This window comes from Streptomyces sp. NPDC004629 (assembly GCF_042873595.1).
Taxonomy (GTDB): domain Bacteria; phylum Actinomycetota; class Actinomycetes; order Streptomycetales; family Streptomycetaceae; genus Streptomyces.
Genome location: NZ_JBIALO010000026.1, coordinates 82,345 through 101,116, shown reverse-complemented (window position 1 = coordinate 101,116; position 18,772 = coordinate 82,345). Strand labels below are relative to the sequence as shown.

Sequence of the window (18,772 nt, the reverse complement as noted above, 5' to 3'; positions counted from 1 at the left end):
TGGGGCGGGGGGTGGCGGTCACACGGGTGGGGCCGGCGGCGCGGACGCGCCTGGCGGCCTTCGCCGGGAGCCGTCGTACCGCACGAGCGGCGCCCGTGGCACGGGCAGTACGCGTACGGGCCGCAAGGGCGGCGCGAGCCGGCGGGTCGGTTCGGGCGGGGGGTCCGTGTCCCGGTCGCGGCGGCGAAGCGTCGTGCATCCCGGGGCCTGGTGGGTGTGGGCGGTCGGGCTCGGGGTCGGGGCCAGCCGGACGACCAATCCGCTGCTGCTCGGGCTGCTCGTCGCGGCGGCGGGCTATGTGGTGGCCACCCATCGCAGCTCCGCCCCCTGGGCCCGGTCCTACACGGCGTTCGCCAAGCTGGCGCTCGCCGTGCTCGTCGTACGCCTCGTCTTCGCGGTGGTCCTCGGCTCCCCGATCCCCGGCACGCACGTCCTCGTCACCCTCCCCGAAGTCCCGCTGCCGCACTGGGCGCAGGGCATCCGCCTCGGCGGCCGGGTCACCGCCGAGTCACTGCTGTTCGCGCTGTACGACGGCCTCAAGCTGGCCACGCTGCTGATCTGCGTCGGCGCGGCCAACGCCCTCGCCAACCCGGCCCGTCTCCTCAAGTCCCTGCCGGGCGCCCTGTACGAGATCGGCGTGGCCGTGGTCGTCGCGCTCACCTTCGCGCCGAACCTGATCGCGGACGTACAGCGGCTGCGGGCCGCGCGCCGGCTGCGGGGCCGCCCGGACCGGGGCGTGCGCGGCCTGCTCCAGGTCGGCCTCCCCGTGCTGGAGGGCGCCCTGGAACGCTCCGTCGCGCTGGCCGCCGCGATGGACGCCCGCGGGTACGGCCGTACCGCCGACGTGCCCGTCGCCGTCCGCCGTACGACCGCCGCGCTCACCCTGGGCGGCCTGCTCGGCGTCTGCGCCGGCACGTACGGGCTGCTCACCGCCGAGGGCGGCACCTACGGGCTGCCGGTGCTGCTCGCCGGGGTGGTCGCGGCCCTCGCCGGGCTGCGCCTCGGCGGCCGGCGCTCGACCCGCACCCGGTACCGGCCCGACCCGTGGAACGCGCGGGCCTGGCTGGTCGCCGCATCCGGTGCCGCGGTCGCCGCGCTGCTCGCCCTGGCCGCGGCCCGGAACCCGGCGGCGCTGCACCCCGGGGTGGTCCCGCTCGCCGCGCCCACGCTGCCGCTGTGGCCCGCGGCGGCCGTACTCCTCGCCCTCATTCCCGCAGTCGTGGTCCCCAGGGAGCCGTCGTGATCCGCTTCGAGGACGTCAGCGTGACATACGACGGTGCCGTCGAACCCACCGTCCAGAGCCTGGACTTCGAGGTGCCCGAGGGTGAACTCGTGCTGCTCGTCGGGCCGTCCGGAGTCGGCAAGTCCACGGTGCTGGGCGCGGTGAGCGGGCTCGTCCCGCACTTCACCGGGGGTACCCTGCGCGGCCGGGTCACCGTCGCGGGACGCGACACCCGCACCCACAAGCCGCGCGAACTCGCCGACGTCGTCGGCACGGTGGGGCAGGATCCGCTCGCGCACTTCGTGACGGACACCGTGGAGGACGAACTCGCCTACGGCATGGAGTCGTTGGGGCTGGCGCCGGCGGTGATGCGGCGGCGGGTCGAGGAGACCCTGGATCTGCTCGGGCTGGCGGAGCTGCGGGACCGGGACATCGGCACGCTGTCCGGTGGGCAGCGGCAGCGGGTCGCCATCGGGTCCGTGCTCACCCCGCACCCGCGGGTGCTGGTCCTCGACGAACCGACGTCGGCGTTGGATCCGGCCGCCGCGGAAGAGGTTCTGGCGGTGCTTCAGCGGCTGGTGCATGACCTGGGGACGACGGTGCTGATGGCCGAGCATCGGCTGGAGCGGGTGATTCAGTACGCCGACCAGGTGCTGTTGCTGCCTTCGGTGGGGGGTGCGCCGGTGCTGGGCGCTCCCGCTGAGGTGATGGCGGTGTCTCCGGTGTTTCCGCCGGTGGTGGATCTGGGGCGGCTGGCGGGGTGGTCGCCGTTGCCGCTCACTGTCCGCGAGGCGCGGCGCTGGGCTGGGCGGCTTCGGCTGCGCCTGGCCGACGTTGCGGTCCCGCCGCCGGTGACTGGCCGTCTTTCGACTGCGGCGCCGTCGGGGCCGAGCGCGGCACCGCGGCGCTGGCCTCGGCTCATGCGGCGTCGTTCGACTGCGGCGCCGTCGTGGCCGAGCGCGCAGTTCCCCGCGCCCCTGCAGGGCGCTGCCCAGGCGTCGGCGGAATCAGGTGACGGGGTCGGGGCGCAGGCGGACCCGCCGTCCATGACCGACCGCCCCCCGACCGCGGCGCCGTCGGGGTCGCTCGCGCAGTTCCTCGCGCCCCTTTGGGGTGCGGCGTTGCCTGCGGGTCTTGGGGGTGTTGCTGAGGTGCGGGGGGTTGGGGTGTGGCGGGGGGCGGTTGAGGCTCTGCGGGGGGTTGATCTCAGGGTTGATCGTGGGGAGATCGTCGCTCTGATGGGTCGTAACGGGGCCGGGAAGTCGACCCTGTTGAACTCACTCGTCGGGTTGGTTGAGCCGGGGGTGGGGAGTGTCCGGGTCGGCGGAGCCGTCCCGCACCGCACGCCGCCGCGCGAACTGGTGCGGCGGGTGGGGCTGGTTCCGCAGGAGCCTCGGGATCTGCTGTACGCCGACACCGTGGGCGCCGAGTGTGCCGCCGCCGACCGGGACGCGGGTGCCGAGCCCGGTACCTGCCGTGCGCTGGTGTCGGAGCTGCTGCCCGGGATCACCGACGACACGCATCCGCGTGATCTGTCCGAGGGCCAGCGGCTGGCGCTGGCGCTGGCCGTGGTGCTGGCCGCCCGTCCGCCGCTGCTCCTGCTGGACGAGCCGACCCGCGGCCTGGACTACGCGGCCAAGGCCCGCCTGGTCGCGCTGCTGCGCGGGCTCGCCGCCGAGGGGCACGCCGTCGTCCTGGCCACCCACGACGTGGAGTTGGCCGCCGAGCTGGCGCACCGGGTGGTGCTGCTCGCCGACGGTGAGGTGATCGCCGACGGCCCGACCGCCGACATCGTGGTCTCCTCCCCCTCCTTCGCCCCTCAGGTCACCAAGATCCTCGCCCCGCAGGAATGGCTCACTGTGACCCAGATACGGGAGGCACTGGCATGACAGCGGCGACTCGTCAGGCGAGGGCCGTCCGGATCGGGCCCCGTTCCGCTGCCGCGCTCGTGCTGGTCGGCGCCGTCGGGGTGGTCGCCTTCGGGTGGCCCTTTCTCGCTTCGCCCGGGTCGGGGATCAGCGCTCATGCGCAGGACGCGCCGTGGCTGTTCGCCGGCCTGCTGGTGCTGCTGCTCGCGGTCGTCGCGGCGGCGATCTCCGAATCGGGTCTTGGTCCGAAGGCGGTGGCGATGCTGGGCGTGCTGGCCGCGACCGGCGCGGCGCTGCGGCCGATCGGCGCGGGCACGGCGGGGATCGAGCCCATGTTCTTCCTGATGGTGCTCAGCGGACGCGTCCTGGGCCCCGGCTTCGGCTTCGTACTCGGCTCGCTCACGATGTTCGCGTCCGCGTTGCTGACCGGCGGGGTGGGGCCGTGGCTGCCGTTCCAGATGCTGGCGATGGGCTGGTTCACGATGGGCGCGGGCCTGCTCCCGGGCCCCGACCGGCTGCGCGGGCGCGCCGAACTCGCACTGCTGGCGGCGTACGGCTTCTTCGCCGCGTTCGCCTACGGCACTGTCATGAACCTCGCGGGCTGGCCCTTCATGGGCGCCCTGGCCTCGAACATCGCCTTCGATCCGCAGGCCGCGGTGCCCGCCAACCTGGCCCGGTTCGTCGCCTACTGCCTGGCCACGTCGCTCGGTTGGGATCTGGGCCGGGCCGTCTGCACGGTGCTGCTGACCCTCGTCCTCGGTCCGGCGCTGCTGCGGGCGCTGCGCCGGGCCACTCGGCGGGCCGCGTTCGAGACCGCGGTCACATTCGACGCCCCGGACCGTTGACCTCTGGGTGAGCGTCCGTGCGCGGGCGGTCGGCGGTGTGGTGAGCCGCCCCACATGACCCAGGTCACCTACGAAGCCGGATAGCAGCCCAACTTGTCCGATATGTCCGCTAACACACCCCCGTTGACCTGCACCTTGCGAGCCAGATCACACGAGCGACCTTTCCCCTCGTTTCGGCCACAACTAGTAAAAGGGGTCATTGCGGACACGTTTCCGGCCTGTTTCTCTGGATCCCGTCGCCAGGCGCCGACGTACCCACCCGGGTCGCGGCGCCGACGTACGCCCACCGCGCGGAACGCGGAGGTGACGCGTACCGGGCGGCCCCCCGTCCCCAACGCAAGAGGTTTCTCCGTGTCCGTCTCGTTCGTCCGCCGCTTCGCCGCCCCCAAGAAGGCCCTCGCCGTCGCCGCCGTGGCCGCCGCCACCACCGGCATGGTGCTGACCTCATCGCCCGCCCAGGCCGCGCCCGCCGCGGACTCCTCGGCCCGGACGATCGCGAAGCAGATGATTCCGGACGCCGCGCAGTACAACGCGTTCAGCAAGATCGTCGAACGCGAGAGCGGCTGGAACGTCAACGCCACCAACAGCTCTTCCGGCGCCTACGGTCTGGTTCAGGCGCTGCCCGCCCACAAGATGGCGACCGCCGGCTCCGACTGGAAGTCCAACCCGGCCACCCAGATCAAATGGGGCCTGGACTACATGAACTCCCGCTACGGCAGCCCCACCGCCGCCTGGACCTTCTGGCAGTCCCACGGCTGGTACTGAGCCGCTCCCCGCGCAACCTCCGCGCCCCCGCGTCCCTACGGCGTGGGGGCGCGGCTCGTCAGTGCACCGAGTTGGCTACCGAGAGCTTCACTTGGCCGCCTGACTTGGCAGGCCGCACCACCTGGCACCTGGTCCGTTCGTGCCGGGTACGGTGGCGGTCGGCAAGCAGATGACGGACCGGGAGGTGGCGTGGTGAGTGGTGTGCAAGGTGGGGGTGGCGGTCTTCCGGGGCCGCTGCGGCTGCCCGATCCGGGCGAGTTGCTCAACGACGAGAGCCTCGACCGGCTCGACTTCGCGGGCGTCCTCGCACTCGCGCGTGCCTTCGTCGACGTCGACGCGGTACAGCAGGCCACCGCCCTCGCGGCGCGCGTCGCCACCTCTGACAGCGCGAAGCTGCGCACGGCCGGCGTACTCGTCACCGCCCTCGTGCAGATCGCCGGGAAGAAGCCGAAGGACGCGTTGAAGAGCATCCAGAGCGTGGGCGAGTCCCCGGACCCGGACATCGCCGCCGAGGTCTTTCTCATGCGGGGCATGGCGCTGCACGCCCGCCGCAAGTGGGCGGACGCCGACGCCAATTACCAGTTGGCGATGATGCTCCGCAACGGCACCACCTCGGGCCTTGCCGCCGTCCACCTCGGCTTCCTGCGTGCGGGTTTCGGCGAAGAGGAGGAGGCGGGGCAGCACTTCGTCGCCGCGACCAGCTGCGGCGACCCCGTGGTCACCGCGTATGCCCAGCTCGAACTCGCCCTGCTACTCGACCGCAACGGCCGGCGCGACGCCGCGGTCGACCGTTACCGCGCCGCTCTGAGCAGCCCGCACCCCAACGTCGCGCTGCACGCGGCGTTCAATCTCGCCGGGCTGCTCAGGGAGGGCGGTGACCCCGCAGCGGCCGAGGAGTCACGCGACCTGCTCGAACGCGTCCACGCCACCGGCCATCCCGACTACGCGCCCAAGGCCGCGCTGGAACTCGCGGTCGGCCGCCTGGAGGCGAACCAGACCGACGGCGTGGTGGAGTTGCTCACCGTCGGCACCAACTCGCCCGACCCGGCGGTCGCCGCCCTGGCCCATCTCCACCTCGGCTCCTGCCTTGCGGACCCCGTCCTGGCCGACCAGCACCTCGCCATCGCCCAGAAGACCGGCTCACGCACGATCAAGCAGGCCGCGGCGCGGACTCGCAAGCTGCGGCGTGCGGCACGTTGATTCTTTGACCGTGCCCGGACGCGGCGCTGGCCTCGACACCATCCGGCTACGGCTGCGCCGCGCCGGCCCCCGGCAGCCCACCAAACCCGGCCGCGGCGCCATCGTGGCCGTTCGCGCAGTTCCCCGCGGACCCGCGGCGCTGGCTTCGACACCGTTCGGCTACGGCTGCGCCGCGCCGGCCCCCGGCAGCCCACCAACCCCGGCCGCGGCGCCATCGTGGCCGTTCGCGCAGTTCCCCGCGCCCCTTCCGGGCGCGGCCCCCGACGCCGCTCGGCTGCGCCAGCGCCACACCAAACCCGGCCGCGGCGCCGTCGTCGTTGCTCGCGCAGTTCCCCGCGCCCCCTCAGGGCGCGAGCCCCGACGCCGCTCGGCTGCGCCAGCGCCACACCAAACCCGGCCGCGGCGCCGTCGTCGTTGCTCGCGCAGTTCCCCGCGCCCCTTCAGGGCGCGAGCCCCGACGCCGCTCGGCTGCGCCAGCGCCACACCAAACCCGGCCGCGGCGCCGTCGGGGTGGTGGTCAGCCGGTGGTTACCTGGAGTTCCTTGACGCCGTTGATCCAGGCCGAGCGGAGCCTGCGGGGGTCGCCGACCAGTTTCAGGTCGGGCATGGCGTCCGCGACGGCCTGGAAGATCAGGTCGATCTCCAGCACCGCCAGGGACTTGCCGAGGCAGTAGTGCGGGCCGCCGCCGCCGAAGCCGAGGTGCGGGTTGGGGTCGCGGGTGATGTCGAAGGCGTCCGGGTCCGTGAAGACGTCGGGGTCGTGGTTGGCGGAGGCGTAGAACAGGCCGACCCGGTCGCCTTTCTTGATCTGCCGCCCGCCCAGCTCGGTGTCCTGGGTGGCGGTGCGCTGGAAGGCGTTGACGGGGGTCGCCCAGCGGACGATCTCCTCCGCCGCGGTCTGAGGCCGCTCGCGCTTGTAGCGGTCCCACTGGTCGGGGTGGGTGAGGAAGGCGTGCATGCCGTGGGTGATGGCGTTACGGGTGGTCTCGTTGCCCGCGACCGCCAGCATCAGCACGAAGAAGCCGAACTCGTCCGAGTTGAGGTTGCCCTCGTCCTCGGCGGCCACCAGAGTGCTGACGATGTCCTTGGCCGGGCACTGCTTGCGGGCGGCGGCCATGTTCATGGCGTACGCGAGGATCTCGGTGGCGGCCTCCGTGCTGACCTCCTCGGTGATCGCGTACTCCGGATCGTCGTACGCGATCATCCTGTTGGACCAGTCGAAGATCTTGGACCGGTCCTCCTGTGCCACGCCGATCAGCTCCGCGATGGCCTGGAGGGGCAGTTCGCAGGCGACCTCGGTGACGAAGTCGAAGGGCCCGGAGCGGGCGAGCGCGCCCTGGACGATCGCGTGCGCGCGGGCCCGCAGCCGGTCCTCCAGCGCGCGGATGGCACGTGGGGTGAAGCCGCGCTGCACGATCTGCCGCACCCTGGTGTGCTCGGGCGGGTCCATGTTGAGCAGGATCAGCCGCTGCGCGTCGATGGCGTCCCGTTCGATGTGCTCGTTGAAGCGGATGATCGCGGTGTTCAGGGAGGAGGAGAAGATCTCCGGGTGGGTGGAGACGTACCGGACGTCCTCGTGCCGGGTCACGGCCCAGTAGCCGTCGTCGGCGAATCCGGCCAGGCCGTGCGGCTGCGGTATCCAGCGCACCGGCTCGGCCCGGCGCAGCTCGGCGAACTCCGGCAGCGGCACGCGGCGGTGCAGCAGATCGGGGTCGGTGAAGTCGAACCCGTCGGACAGCGCGGGACAGGGCATGAGCGGCTCACTCCCACCATTTCTGACGGACCATCAGGAAATCCCGGTCGTCGCGACGGTAGTAACGGGTTCTACAAGTCGCAAGGGGCAGAGCGACCCCAATTGCGCGCGACCCCTTGCGGTGATGGACGGGCTGTCAGCAAACTGCACACAGAACTGGTACGCGTTCTAGTTCTGCGTGGCGGGCCGGGCCGGGACGCCCCGCGCCGCGCGGGTGACCGAGGAGAGGACGTTTCCCCCATGGCCGCGGAACCCGTGATCGTCGAGGCGGTACGCACCCCGATCGGCAAGCGCGGCGGCGCGCTCGCCAACCTCCATCCCGCCTATCTCCTGGGCGAGACCTACCGTGAACTGCTGGGCCGCACCGGCATCCCCGCCGACTGCGTCGAGCAGATCGTCGGCGGCACGGTGACCCATGCCGGCGAGCAGTCCATGAACCCCGCGCGCACGGCCTGGCTGACCGTGGGCCTGCCGTACGAGACGGCGGCGACGACCGTGGACTGCCAGTGCGGCTCCTCGCAGCAGGCCGCGCACATGGTGGCCAACATGGTCGCGGCCGGCGTCATCGACGTCGGGATCAGCTGCGGGGTCGAGGCCATGTCGCGGGTGCCGCTCGGCTCGGGCTCCAAGCACGGTCCGGGCAAGCCGTTCCCCGACGAGTGGAACGTGGACCTGCCCAACCAGTTCGAGGCGGCGGAGCGCATCGCCCGCCACCGCGGACTCACCCGGGAGAACGTCGACGCGCTGGGCCTGCTCTCCCAGGAGCGGGCCGCCAACGCCTGGGCCGAGGAACGCTTCAAGCGCGAGACCTTCGCCGTGCAGGTCCCCACCACCGAGGAGGAGCAGCACGCCGGGCAGGGCATGTGGCGGCTGGTCGACAAGGACGAGGGGCCGCGCGACACGTCCATGGAGGCACTGGCCCGGCTCAAGCCGATCATGCCGACGGCCGTGCACACCGCGGGCAACTCCTCGCAGATCTCCGACGGTTCGGCGGCCCTCATGTGGGCGTCCAAGCGGATGGCGCGGGCGCTGAAGCTGCGGCCGAGGGCACGGATCGTCGCGCAGGCCCTGGTGGGCGCCGACCCGCACTTCCACCTGGACGGGCCGATCGACGCGACGAAGGCCGTGCTGGGCAAGGCCGGGATGACCCTGAAGGACATCGACCTGGTCGAGATCAACGAGGCGTTCGCCTCGGTGGTGTTGAGCTGGGCGCAGGTCTTCGACCAGGACCTGGCGAAGGTCAATGTCAACGGCGGCGCGATCGCCCTCGGGCATCCGGTCGGGTCGACCGGGGCCCGCCTCATCACCACGGCGCTGCATGAACTGGAGCGCACGGACAAGGAGTTCGCGCTCATCACGATGTGCGCGGGCGGTGGACTGGCCACCGGCACGATCATCCAACGGCTCTGACATCCTCGCCGACACGGTCGCCTCACTCGGCATCCGCCCACCGCGTGACTCGTCAAGTCATTGCTCCGATGGTCGAGCCGGGCGGGCGGCGGAAACGGGGAGAGCGGCAGCGGCCAGTCCGGCGACCCCCAAAGCGATGGCCTCGATGAAGGCCGGCAGGTAGGTGGGCTCGTGCAGGGGCCATGCCCAGGGTGCGGGGGTCCCGTGGTGAACGCCGAAGGCCGCGCAGGCGATCGGGAAGAGAGTGACGCCCGTGGCCGCGACACGAAGGCTGGTAAAGGTGCGCAGCAGTAGGGCGAGTCCGAGGTAGCCCAGGAAGTTGCGGGCCATGCCCGCGGCGAGGACATGGCCGGTCGTGGCCGATACGAGCCCGCCTCCGGCGAGCGTCAGTGCGGCGCAGGCCGTCATGAACCCGGTGTCCCACAGCCGTACCGGTCGCACGGCCGTCGCCTCGATGGGGCTGTCTCCACGGGACTGTCCGTACAGGATGAGGCACACCGGTGCGAGCGGCAGCAGGAACGGCAGAGGGAAGGCGAAGGAGAGTCCGCCGACTACGACCGGTACGGGGATCTGGATGGAATCGGCGACGGCGCCGAGGACGAGGCAGGCGGCGAGGGCGGCGCAGACCGCGGGTACCCGGCGCACGTGAAGCCACCAGTCCATGCATGTTTCTCTCTGTCGGTCGGCTCGTAGTGGCCGGTTCAGAAGCGGGAGGGGTCGAGGACGGGCGTCAGGTCGCACCGAGTGACTGTCCGCGCATTCTGCTGGAACCAGGCCAGCTGGGCCTGCCGGGGCCGTTCGAGAACGCGGGTGGCGACCGCGACTTCCTCTGGCATGTAACGGGAAGCGATGGCCTGGGAGTTCACTCCCGCGGTGAGGGTGAGCCAGACAGTGAGCGGCCCGGAAGCGGCACTTCCCGGCCATTCACCGGACGTGGCGCATGCCGGAACATCTTGAGGCAGAGCGCTCTGGGCTACCAGGGAGCGGATGTCATCGGAAGCCGGCATGGGTTTCCACGGCGACAGCTCCGGAGCGGTGTGGACGCCGAGCGCGGCCAGCCGGGTGCGTGCATCCGTTGCCCATTCGATGATGTCCCCGGCAATATGCTCCTGTTCGGGCCAGAGGCAGACTCGTGGCTGCGTGCCCGAGCAGGTGCGCAAGGCGGTGGAACGGGCTTCGGCCGCGCTGTACCCGAGGGGATGGACGATCCACGCCGAGACGGTCACGGCCACGGCCAGAACGACGGGGGCCAGGATCCGCACCCCCCACTGCCGTACCGTCACCAGCCGGGCGGCCAGCAGCAGGCCGATCGAGACCAGCGCGGGTGCCAGAATGCTGCGGGGTGCCGCTACCTGGTCGAGCGCGCAGCACTCGGCGAGGTTCGTACCGTTCAGCTGCCGGACCCAGAAGACGTTCATCGCCGCCGGGTAGGCCATCCACACGAAGCTGCCCACCAGCGCCACAGGAACGGCCAGCAGCCGGGGCAGGCTGAGCCCGATTGGGCGGGCTCCTCCCAGAGGCGGCGAGGTTTGTGGCAGCCGCGCGGGCGAGCCGTAGCTGCGTGTTCGGCAATGCTCAACCTGCGACGGCAACTCGCTCACGCGCTCGGTGAGCAGCGGGCATCCGCACGCACAGGGTCCAGTCCATCGCTTCGCTCTTCAGCAACGACCGGCCCGTGCTGACCGGCGCCTCGAAGGTTACGCGGCCAGGTCGAAGCCAGTGTCCTTGACCTGGCCGCATCTCCAAGGCCAGGCCGTGGGCCCGGCATCGCTGCCGAGGCTACTCGGCTACGCGCCGCCGAGGTGGCGCCAACCGGATGCGACATCGCACCTAAGCTACGGGGGTGAAATACAGCGAACTTGAGGCGGACGTTCTCCAGTTGATCGTCGCGGCCACCGAGGATGACGTTCGTGCCTTCGGCGAGGAGACGGTCACTCGTCTGGTGCGGCCGGAACTGCTCGACGGTGCGGACGAGGACGAACTCACCGAAGAGGCCCGTGCGGCACTGACCACCGCCTGCGCGAACGTCCTGACGATCAGCGCCACCGAGCTGCACGACGCGCTCGCGGCGATCTATGACGGCATCCTGGTCGATGACGATCTGGACCCCGGAGTCCTCACCGCCATCCGCGCGTTGGCGCATTGGCACAGCTACTTGGAGCAGAACCGGCGCGGAGAACTCTACGAACTCGCCATCCGTTCCATCGAGGAGATCGACCACGAGGTCTCCGCCGACCTCGACGACTTCCTCGCCACGCCGGAGATGGCCGCCGAGTACGAGCGCATCCGCCGGCTGCTGGACCCCGACGCGGAGCAGGAACGCGGGACCCCCCGCGTGTAGTCCTCAGCGGTGGGAAGGACCAGGCGGTCTCGTCGCCGTACGGGGCGCCGACGCATGCGTCCAGCGCCCGCCGGGTCGCCCGGAGGGCGTCTCACCCCCGGGCGGCCCGGCTACTTGTCTCTCCGGAGCGGGCCTCAGACGCGCTTCGCGCCGGCCCACTCCACGAACGACGTGAACACCGCGGGCTCGAACGCGAGGTGCGGGCCCGCGGGGTTCTTGGAATCTCTTACGGCAACGGTGGCGCAGGGGGCTTCGGCAATCTCCAGGCACTGGCCGCCCTGGTCACTGCTGTACGTCGACTTGCGCCAGGTGAGGCCATCGAGAGCAGCGCACTCGACACACTCGCCGCCCTGGTCGCCGCTGTAGCTGGACTTACGCCACTTGCTCTCCATAGCGATCCTCCCTCACACGCCGGATCAACTCCGCCGAGTCCTTCAGGGACAGCGTTCTCACGGTCGGGCCGCCCGGAGGGCGTCTCACCCCCGGGCGACCCGACTGCTTGGCTCTCTCCTCCGACGTCCCCGGAGCGGGCTTCAGACGCGCTTCGCGCCCGCCCACTCCAGGAACGACGTGAACACCGCGGGCCCGAAAGCGAGGTGCGGGCCCGTGGGGTTCTTGGAGTCTCTTACGGCAACGGTGGCGCAGGGGGGCTTCGGCGACCTCTATGCAGTTGCCGCCCTCGTCGCCGCTGTACGTCGACTTGCGCCAGGCCAGGGCGCCGAGCGTGGCGCACTCGACACAATCACCGCCCTGGTCGCCGCTGTAGCTGGACTTACGCCACTTGCTCTCCATAGCGGTCCTCCATTACGCGCCGGATCAACTCCGCCGAGTCCTTGAGGGACAGCGCGGCGGCCTGAAGATGATCGTAACGGAGCGAGCAGTCCTTGACGGTGTCCGGGTCGGCGGTCGGATGCCCGATGCCGTATCCCTCCGTGTACACAATGGGCGGGTCGTTCGCGAAACGGTAGACGTTGAACGAGCCCTGCGAGCCCGCGTGGGCACCGGCCGAGAACGGCAGAACCTGGACGTTGATCCGCGGGTTGTGTTCGAACGAGGCCAGGTGGGCCAGTTGGCCGCGCATGGTCTCCGCGTCGCCGATCTCCTGGTGCAGCGCGGCCTCGCTGAGGACCATCCAGAAGACCAACTGCCCGGCCCTTTCGAAGATCCGCTGGCGGGCCAGTCGTACCGCGGTGCGGTCGTCGAGGTCGCTGTGATCCAGCGCGCCGAGCACGGCACGTACGTACTCAGGCGTCTGCAACAGCCCATGGACCATGCCCATCTGGAAGGTGCAGATCTCCGTGGCCCGCGCCTCCAGCTCGGCCACCTGCCGGAACCACGCCGGAAGTTGGGTGCGCATCACCAGCGCGACGAGCCGCGACAGCAGCCCGCCCGTCTCCAGCGCCGTGTCCGCCCGTTCGCTGAACTCCTGCGTCGGCAACTTGCGGGCCGTTTCGATCTGGCCGACAAGAGAGCCCGTGTAGTTGAGGATGTCGCCGAGTTGCCGCTGGGTCAGTCCCGCCGCCTCTCGATGTCGGCGCAACTCGAAGCCATAGAAGTCGAGCGGCGACGCCCCCGGGTCGAGTACGTTGATGTGGGTCACGGACGGTTCCCCTCTCGCGCAACTCGGTCCACGGCGGGACCTGTTGTATCCGTTCCATAGCCGAGCGTAGTCGCGGCAGGTCAGCCTCGTGGCGTGAACTTGCACATTCCCCACTACCGCATGAGTCTCGCCGTCGGCGAGCACTCCGTGCGGCACATGCGCAACATCGTGCGCTCCCTGCTCCGTGACTGGGGGCTGGCCGACCTGACGGACGCCGTGGAACTGGGCGTGAGCGAACTGGTCAGCAACGTCGTACGCCATGTACCCGACCGCCGCTGCGTGCTGCTGGTACAGCGGCGGAAGTCGGTCGTACGGGTCGAGGTGACCGACGGATCACCCGACCTGCCGCTTGTCACCCTCCACCCGCCGCTGGACGGGGAGGGCGGACGCGGACTCCTCCTGGTCGACGCGGTCGCCGACAAGTGGGGCGTCCAGCCGCGCCCCGGCGGCGGCAAGACCGTGTGGTTCGAGTGCGGCCCGCGGCCCCTGGAAGAGATAGGACAGTCCGAGGCCCCCGGCCACGACCATCGCGCCGCCGACCGCGTCCAGTACCCAGTGATTGCCCGTCGCGACGATGGCCGACACGGTGAACAGCGGATGCAGTAGGCCCAGCGCCTTCATCCACCACCTCGGGGCGATGACCGCGATGACCACCCCGCACCACAGGGACCAGCCGAAGTGCAGCGAGGGCATCGCCGCGTACTGGTTGGTGAGGGCGGTCAGGGTGCCGTAGTCCGGCTTGGAGAAGTCCTGGACGCCGTGCACGGTGTCGATGATGCCGAGGTGCGGCATCAGACGGGGCGGGGCCAGCGGGAACAGCCAGAAGCCGACAAGCGCGAGCAGGGTGGCGAAACCGAGGGAGGAGCGGGCCCAGCGATAGTCGACGGGGCGGCGCAGGTAGAGGACGGCGAGCACGCTGAGCGGGACGACGAAGTGGAACGACTCGTAGTAGAAGTCGAAGAAGTTCCGCAGCCAGTCGATCTTGACGACGGCGTGGTTGACCGCGTGCTCGATGTCGATGCGCAGGAACCGTTCGAGGTCGAGGATCAGTTGGCCGTGGTGTTCGGCGGTGGCCCGCCCCTCGGCGTTGCTGCCGCCGGTCGCCGCGAGCCGGACCTGCTGGTAGGCGGCGTAGGTGACGCGTATCAGGAGCAGTTCGAGAAGGAGGTTGGGGCGGGTGAGGACCCGGCGGAGGAACGGCAGGAGCGGGACGCGCCGGAAACGGGCGGGGACCGGCTTCGCGTACTCCGTCGGGACCGGGCTCGCGTAGTACGGCGAGGTGCGCGACAGGAACGGCACCACGGTGGCGGCGGCGACGGCCGCGAGCAGCACGATGTTGTCCCGCAGCGGGTACACCACCGGCATGTTCGGCAGCATCATCTTCGCCGGGAGCGTGGTCACCAGGACCACGGCGACCGGCCAGACGTAGCGGTCCGAGGCGCGCTTGCCGACCCGGCCGACGACCGCGAGCAGCACCCACAGCAGCTGGTGCTGCCAGGTGGTCGGCGACACGGCGACGGCCGCGCAGCCGGTGATCGCGACGGCGAGCAGCAGCTGGCCGTCGCGGGCGTAGCGGACGGCGCGGCGCAGGGCGAGGGTCGCGACGACCGCGCCGAGCACCAGGAAGACGGCTATCTCCAGCGGGCCGGTCAGATCCAGGCGGAGCAGCGCGCCGTGCAGGGACTGGTTGGCGAGGGCGTCGGCCTTGCCGCCGAGACCCACGCCCGCCATGTGGTGCACCCAGTAGGTGTAGGAGTCGTGCGGCATCGCGGCCCAGGCCAGCACGGTGGCGGCGGCGAACGTACCCGTGGCGGAGGCGGCAGCGCGGCGGCGGCCGGTGAACCACAGCAGCGGGGCGAACAGCAGCACGGTCGGCTGGAGCGCGGCGGCGACGCCGATGCACAGGCCGCCGGCCCGCTGCCCGCGGACGACGAAGCAGCCGAGCAGGACGAGCAGCACGGGTATGACGCTGGTCTGGCCCAGCCACAGGGTGTTGCGGACGGGCAGGGACAGCATCAGCAGGCTGATCGCGACCGGCGCGGCCAGCAGCGCGGTGCGGCGGCTGACCGGCTGGGGCAGGGCACGGGCCGCGACCAGGCCGAGGGCGACGACCAGCAGCAGCGTGCCGAAGGTCCAGCCCCAGCCGAGGGCCTGCTCGGCGGCGCGGGTCAGCGGCTTGAGGACAAGACCGCCGAAGGGGGTGCCGGTGAACCGGGTCGAGTCGTACAGGGAGCCGTTGACGTGCAGGACGCCGTCGGGGCCGACCCAGGTCTCCAGGTCCGTCAGCCGCTCCCCGCGGGGCGAGCCGAGGACCGCGGTCAACTGGCGTACCGCGAGGATCGCGGCCACCGCCCACAGGGCCAGCCTGGCCGCCTTCAGGCGGGCCCTGGCCGGCGCTCCCGCGAAGGCTTCCCCCGGTCCCCCGCTGTGCTCCACGTTCGCCACGCCTCGTCGGCCTCCCGCCCCGTCCGACCCGCACACCCGTGCGGGTTCCCTTTGCGCACCCTATGAAGATGCGCTGCCCCCTGGAGAGTGACGCGGGAAACCCCTGCTTCACCTGACGTCCGCTCGCCTTTTGTCCGGAAGACGATAGTGCGCTGGGGGTGGGGTTGCGTCCGAAGGGAGCGAGATGGATCACAGCGAGCGGGGCGGGCGGGGGCGCCGGGACGGATCCGCGTGCCTGCTGCGTGCCTGCTTGGGGGGTGTTTGGCTGCGCTGTGCGGTGGGGTGCGTACGGCACGTAAGGGACGTACGGCGGCCTATGGTCGAATTTCGGCCTGCTGCGGTGGGCCGCGTCCCTGTTCCCGTCGAGAGGTAGGCGAGCGGAGTTTTGTCGGCCGCCACAGTCGTCACCCCGTCCGGGTCGCCCGAGCCGTCCGGGTCATCCGGGGCGTCCGGATCGTCCGGGGCTTCCGGGGCGCCCGGGGCTTCCGGGTCATCCGGGTCGCCCGCCGGCCGCGCGGGGGGCCGGGTCACCGAGACCGACCCGGTGCTCGTCAAGCGCGCCGTGAAGGCCGCGGCGCTGGGCAACGCCATGGAGTGGTTCGACTTCGGCGTCTACAGCTACATCGCGGTGACGCTGGGCAAGGTGTTCTTCCCGTCCGGCAACCCGACCGCGCAGCTGCTGTCGACCTTCGGCGCGTTCGCGGCGGCCTTCCTGGTCCGGCCGCTCGGCGGCATGGTGTTCGGGCCGCTCGGCGACCGGGTGGGGCGGCAGAAGGTGCTGGCCCTCACCATGATCATGATGGCGGCGGGCACGTTCGCGATCGGCCTGATCCCGTCGTACGCCACGATCGGGGTGGGCGCGCCGATCCTGCTGCTGGCGGCGCGGCTGGTGCAGGGGTTCTCCACCGGCGGTGAGTACGCGGGCGCGTCCACGTTCATCGCCGAGTACGCGCCCGACCGCAGGCGGGGCTTCTTCGGCAGCTGGCTGGAGTTCGGCACGCTCGCCGGGTACATCGGCGGTGCGGGGCTTGTGACGGTGATGACGGCACTGCTGTCCGCGGACGACCTGGTGTCCTGGGGCTGGCGTATCCCGTTCCTGATCGCGGGTCCGATGGGGATCGTCGGGCTGTATCTGCGGATGCGGCTTGAGGAGACGCCGGCGTTCGCGGCGGAGGTCGAGAAGGCCGAGTCGAGCCGCCCGAAGGTGCCGCTGCGCGAAATGATCGCCGGCCAGTGGCACGCCCTGCTCCTGTGCGTGGCACTGGTCCTCGTCTTCAACGTCACCGACTACATGCTGCTGTCGTACATGCCGAGCTATCTGACGAGCGAGCTGAAGTACGACGAGACGCACGGGCTGCTGGTGGTGCTCGGGGTGATGGTGCTGATGATGATCGTGCAGCCGTTCGCGGGCGCCCTGACCGACCGCGTCGGGCGCCGCCCGCTGATCGCGGCGGGCTGCGCGGGCTTCCTGCTGCTGTCGATCCCGTCCCTGCTGCTGATCCGCCAGGGCAGCCTGCTCGCGGTGGCCCTCGGCATGGGCGCGCTGGGCCTGCTGCTGGTCTGCTTCACGGCCGCGATGCCGTCGGCGCTGCCCGCCCTGTTCCCGACGCGGGTCCGCTACGGCTCCCTGTCGATCGGCTTCAACATCTCGGTCTCCCTGTTCGGCGGCACGACGCCCCTGGTGGTCACCGCCCTGATCGGCACGACCGGCAACATGATGATGCCCGCGTACTACATGATGGCGGCGGCAGTGATCGGCGCGGTCGCGGCTTGGCACCTCCCAGAATCAGCAGGCCGCCCCCTCCCGGGCTCCCCACCCGCACTGGAACCCCACCACCCCCTCCCATCACACGGCTAGCCCCGCCAGGGACACGAGGAACTGCGCGATCAGCCACGACGGCGCCGCACCCGCCAAACACCCCACCAAGGCACCCCCACAGGCACCCCAGACCCGGGCACGGCTAGCCTCCCCGGCAGGCCAACGCCCCGAAAGGGGCGCGAGGAACTGCGCGACAAGCCACGACGGCGCCGCACCCGCCAGACGGCACACCAAGGCACCCCCTCAGGCGCCCCGGGTACGGCTGGGCCAGGCGACATACCGGGGCATTCGCTGCGGCGGCCGGGCGGGGAGACACTGACCGGGGTCGGCCGAGCCGCCGGCAGGCGCGTGCGGGGTACTCAGACAGGTACGGACACGGAAAGGCAAGGGGCCATGAGCGGGTCGCAGCTCTGGGACGACGTCGACTTCTACTTCACCAGCCACCTCTCACCGGACGATGAGGCGCTCCAGGCGGCCCTGCGCGACAGCGAGGCCGCCGCCCTGCCGCACGCCAACGTCACCGCGAACCAGGGCAAGTTCCTCCAGCTCCTGGCTCAGATCCAGGACGCCAGACGCATCCTGGAGATCGGCACGCTCGGCGGCTACAGCACCATCTGGCTCGGCCGCGCCCTGCCCGCCGACGGCCGTCTGATCTCCCTGGAGTACCGGGCGAAGCACGCCGAGATCGCCACCCGCAACATCGCCCGCGCCGGCCTGGAGAAGGTCGTGGAGGTGCGGGTGGGCCCGGCCCTGGAGTCGCTGCCCAAGCTCGCCGACGAGAACCCGGCCCCCTTCGATCTGGTCTTCATCGACGCCGACAAGGTCAACAACCCGAACTACGTGGAGTGGGCGCTGCGCCTCACCCGTACCGGCAGCCTGATCGTCGTCGACAACGTCGTCCGCGGTGGCCGTGTGCTCGACGCGGAGAGCGAGGAGCCGGACGTCGTGGGCACCCGCGCCGCCATCGAGCTGATCGCCGCCCACCCCAGGCTGTCCGGCACGGCCATCCAGACGGTGGGCAGCAAGGGCTACGACGGCTTCGCGCTGGCCCGCGTACTGCCGTGACGGTTGGATCGGTGCTGTCGCGCGGCCACTACGCCTCGTGGTAGAAGCCGACGTTGACGCTGCGCGGCCCGGAGCGGTCCTGGATGACTATCTCTCCGGAGCCGCCCCGCGGCAGCGCCACACCGGCGCCGTACGCGACGCTCTGGGCGTACTCCCCGACCGTCAGCCGCACCACGGAGGACGGATCGGGCTGCGAGCCGCGCAGCCAGGTCACCTGCCAGCCGCCGTCGGGACCGCACAGGAACTCCAGGTGCACCCGGGAGACGAACAGCCAGTCGTCGGGCGTGGCGAGTCGGCACAGGGAGCCGTCCCGGCCCACGCGCAGCACCGCGCCCGGCTCACTCGGCGCGTCGGCCATGAGCATTCCGGCCGTGGCGCCCGCGTCGGCCCCGGAGACGGTGGCCATGGTGAGTTCGAGCACGTGCGTTCCCCCTGAGAT

The 18,772-nt window shown here is 71.3% G+C and carries 16 protein-coding genes and 3 pseudogenes; 10 read left to right on the top strand and 9 right to left on the bottom strand.

All coding sequences use genetic code 11. The features are described from left to right. Nucleotides 1–166: 166 nt before the first annotated feature. From ACFYTE_RS31910 to ACFYTE_RS31890, 5 genes are all read left to right on the top strand, one after another. Nucleotides 167–1,243 carry a CbiQ family ECF transporter T component gene (locus tag ACFYTE_RS31910; RefSeq protein WP_388718103.1) on the top strand — a complete coding sequence of 359 codons (1,077 nt, stop codon included), beginning with the start codon at nt 167–169 and terminating at the stop codon, nt 1,241–1,243. Then, nucleotides 1,240–3,111, top strand: coding sequence for an ATP-binding cassette domain-containing protein (locus ACFYTE_RS31905; protein WP_388718101.1), 1,872 nt, complete (start codon nt 1,240–1,242; stop codon nt 3,109–3,111). The genes ACFYTE_RS31910 and ACFYTE_RS31905 overlap by 4 nt, the downstream gene beginning before the upstream one ends. Beyond that, nucleotides 3,108–3,935: an ECF transporter S component gene (locus ACFYTE_RS31900; protein ID WP_388718098.1), complete on the top strand. Its 828-nt coding sequence runs from the start codon at nt 3,108–3,110 to the stop codon at nt 3,933–3,935. The genes ACFYTE_RS31905 and ACFYTE_RS31900 overlap by 4 nt, the downstream gene beginning before the upstream one ends. 351 nt (nt 3,936–4,286) lie before the next feature. Then, nucleotides 4,287–4,700: a transglycosylase SLT domain-containing protein gene (locus tag ACFYTE_RS31895; protein ID WP_388718095.1), complete on the top strand. Its 414-nt coding sequence runs from the start codon at nt 4,287–4,289 to the stop codon at nt 4,698–4,700. 192 nt (nt 4,701–4,892) lie between these two features. Next, nucleotides 4,893–5,900 (top strand): hypothetical protein, encoded by a 1,008-nt coding sequence (locus ACFYTE_RS31890; RefSeq protein ID WP_388718093.1) that lies wholly within the window; start codon nt 4,893–4,895, stop codon nt 5,898–5,900. A gap of 517 nt (nt 5,901–6,417) precedes the next feature. On the opposite strand, the gene ACFYTE_RS31885 is transcribed toward ACFYTE_RS31890, so the two are convergent. After that, the gene (locus tag ACFYTE_RS31885; RefSeq protein ID WP_388718090.1) at nt 6,418–7,653 is read right to left on the bottom strand and encodes a cytochrome P450; all 1,236 of its coding nucleotides are present in this window, start codon (nt 7,651–7,653) and stop codon (nt 6,418–6,420) included. 240 nt (nt 7,654–7,893) lie between these two features. On the opposite strand from ACFYTE_RS31885, the gene ACFYTE_RS31880 reads away from it, so the two are divergent. Continuing rightward, nucleotides 7,894–9,063 carry a steroid 3-ketoacyl-CoA thiolase gene (locus ACFYTE_RS31880; protein WP_388718087.1) on the top strand — a complete coding sequence of 390 codons (1,170 nt, stop codon included), beginning with the start codon at nt 7,894–7,896 and terminating at the stop codon, nt 9,061–9,063. 57 nt (nt 9,064–9,120) lie between these two features. Here the strand turns inward: ACFYTE_RS31880 and ACFYTE_RS31875 are convergent, their stop codons facing one another. Both ACFYTE_RS31875 and ACFYTE_RS31870 read right to left on the bottom strand, forming a co-directional pair. Continuing rightward, nucleotides 9,121–9,726, bottom strand: a complete 606-nt coding sequence (locus ACFYTE_RS31875; RefSeq protein ID WP_388718084.1) for a hypothetical protein — start codon at nt 9,724–9,726, stop codon at nt 9,121–9,123. A gap of 38 nt (nt 9,727–9,764) precedes the next feature. Beyond that, nucleotides 9,765–10,664, bottom strand: coding sequence for a hypothetical protein (locus tag ACFYTE_RS31870; protein ID WP_388718081.1), 900 nt, complete (start codon nt 10,662–10,664; stop codon nt 9,765–9,767). A 242-nt stretch (nt 10,665–10,906) separates the two neighbouring features. On the opposite strand from ACFYTE_RS31870, the gene ACFYTE_RS31865 reads away from it, so the two are divergent. After that, complete coding sequence (locus tag ACFYTE_RS31865; protein ID WP_388718078.1) at nt 10,907–11,404, top strand: hypothetical protein; 498 nt, start codon at nt 10,907–10,909, stop codon at nt 11,402–11,404. A gap of 134 nt (nt 11,405–11,538) precedes the next feature. Here ACFYTE_RS31865 and ACFYTE_RS31860 read toward each other — a convergent pair whose 3' ends face one another. The 4 genes and pseudogenes from ACFYTE_RS31860 to ACFYTE_RS31845 all read right to left on the bottom strand — a co-directional run bounded on the left by ACFYTE_RS31860 (nt 11,539) and on the right by ACFYTE_RS31845 (nt 13,004). Further along, nucleotides 11,539–11,796, bottom strand: coding sequence for a DUF397 domain-containing protein (locus tag ACFYTE_RS31860; RefSeq protein WP_388718075.1), 258 nt, complete (start codon nt 11,794–11,796; stop codon nt 11,539–11,541). 141 nt (nt 11,797–11,937) lie between these two features. Continuing rightward, nucleotides 11,938–12,009 (bottom strand): annotated as a pseudogene (locus ACFYTE_RS31855) (hypothetical protein); the annotation flags it as partial. Between the two features lie 70 nt (nt 12,010–12,079). Then, nucleotides 12,080–12,196 (bottom strand): annotated as a pseudogene (locus ACFYTE_RS31850) (DUF397 domain-containing protein); the annotation flags it as partial. Continuing rightward, nucleotides 12,177–13,004 carry a helix-turn-helix domain-containing protein gene (locus ACFYTE_RS31845; protein ID WP_388718072.1) on the bottom strand — a complete coding sequence of 276 codons (828 nt, stop codon included), beginning with the start codon at nt 13,002–13,004 and terminating at the stop codon, nt 12,177–12,179. The pseudogene ACFYTE_RS31850 and the gene ACFYTE_RS31845, both read right to left, overlap by 20 nt. A gap of 120 nt (nt 13,005–13,124) precedes the next feature. Here ACFYTE_RS31845 and ACFYTE_RS31840 point away from each other — a divergent pair. Next, nucleotides 13,125–13,415, top strand: a pseudogene (locus ACFYTE_RS31840) (ATP-binding protein); the annotation flags it as partial. Here the strand turns inward: ACFYTE_RS31840 and ACFYTE_RS31835 are convergent. After that, entirely contained in the window at nt 13,338–15,449 is a 2,112-nt protein-coding gene (locus tag ACFYTE_RS31835; RefSeq protein ID WP_388718069.1) for a bifunctional glycosyltransferase 87/phosphatase PAP2 family protein, read from the bottom strand. The pseudogene ACFYTE_RS31840 and the gene ACFYTE_RS31835 overlap by 78 nt on opposite strands. 385 nt (nt 15,450–15,834) lie before the next feature. Here ACFYTE_RS31835 and proP point away from each other — a divergent pair, with 385 nt between their 5' ends. Both proP and ACFYTE_RS31825 read left to right on the top strand, forming a co-directional pair. Beyond that, on the top strand, nt 15,835–17,307 hold the full coding sequence (proP, locus tag ACFYTE_RS31830) for a glycine betaine/L-proline transporter ProP (RefSeq protein WP_388718066.1): 1,473 nt from the start codon (nt 15,835–15,837) through the stop codon (nt 17,305–17,307). Nucleotides 17,308–17,661: 354 nt separating this feature from the next. Beyond that, nucleotides 17,662–18,333: an O-methyltransferase gene (locus ACFYTE_RS31825; RefSeq protein WP_388718063.1), complete on the top strand. Its 672-nt coding sequence runs from the start codon at nt 17,662–17,664 to the stop codon at nt 18,331–18,333. Between the two features lie 28 nt (nt 18,334–18,361). On the opposite strand, the gene ACFYTE_RS31820 is transcribed toward ACFYTE_RS31825, so the two are convergent. Beyond that, nucleotides 18,362–18,754, bottom strand: coding sequence for a hypothetical protein (locus ACFYTE_RS31820; protein WP_388718060.1), 393 nt, complete (start codon nt 18,752–18,754; stop codon nt 18,362–18,364). Nucleotides 18,755–18,772 lie beyond the last annotated feature (18 nt).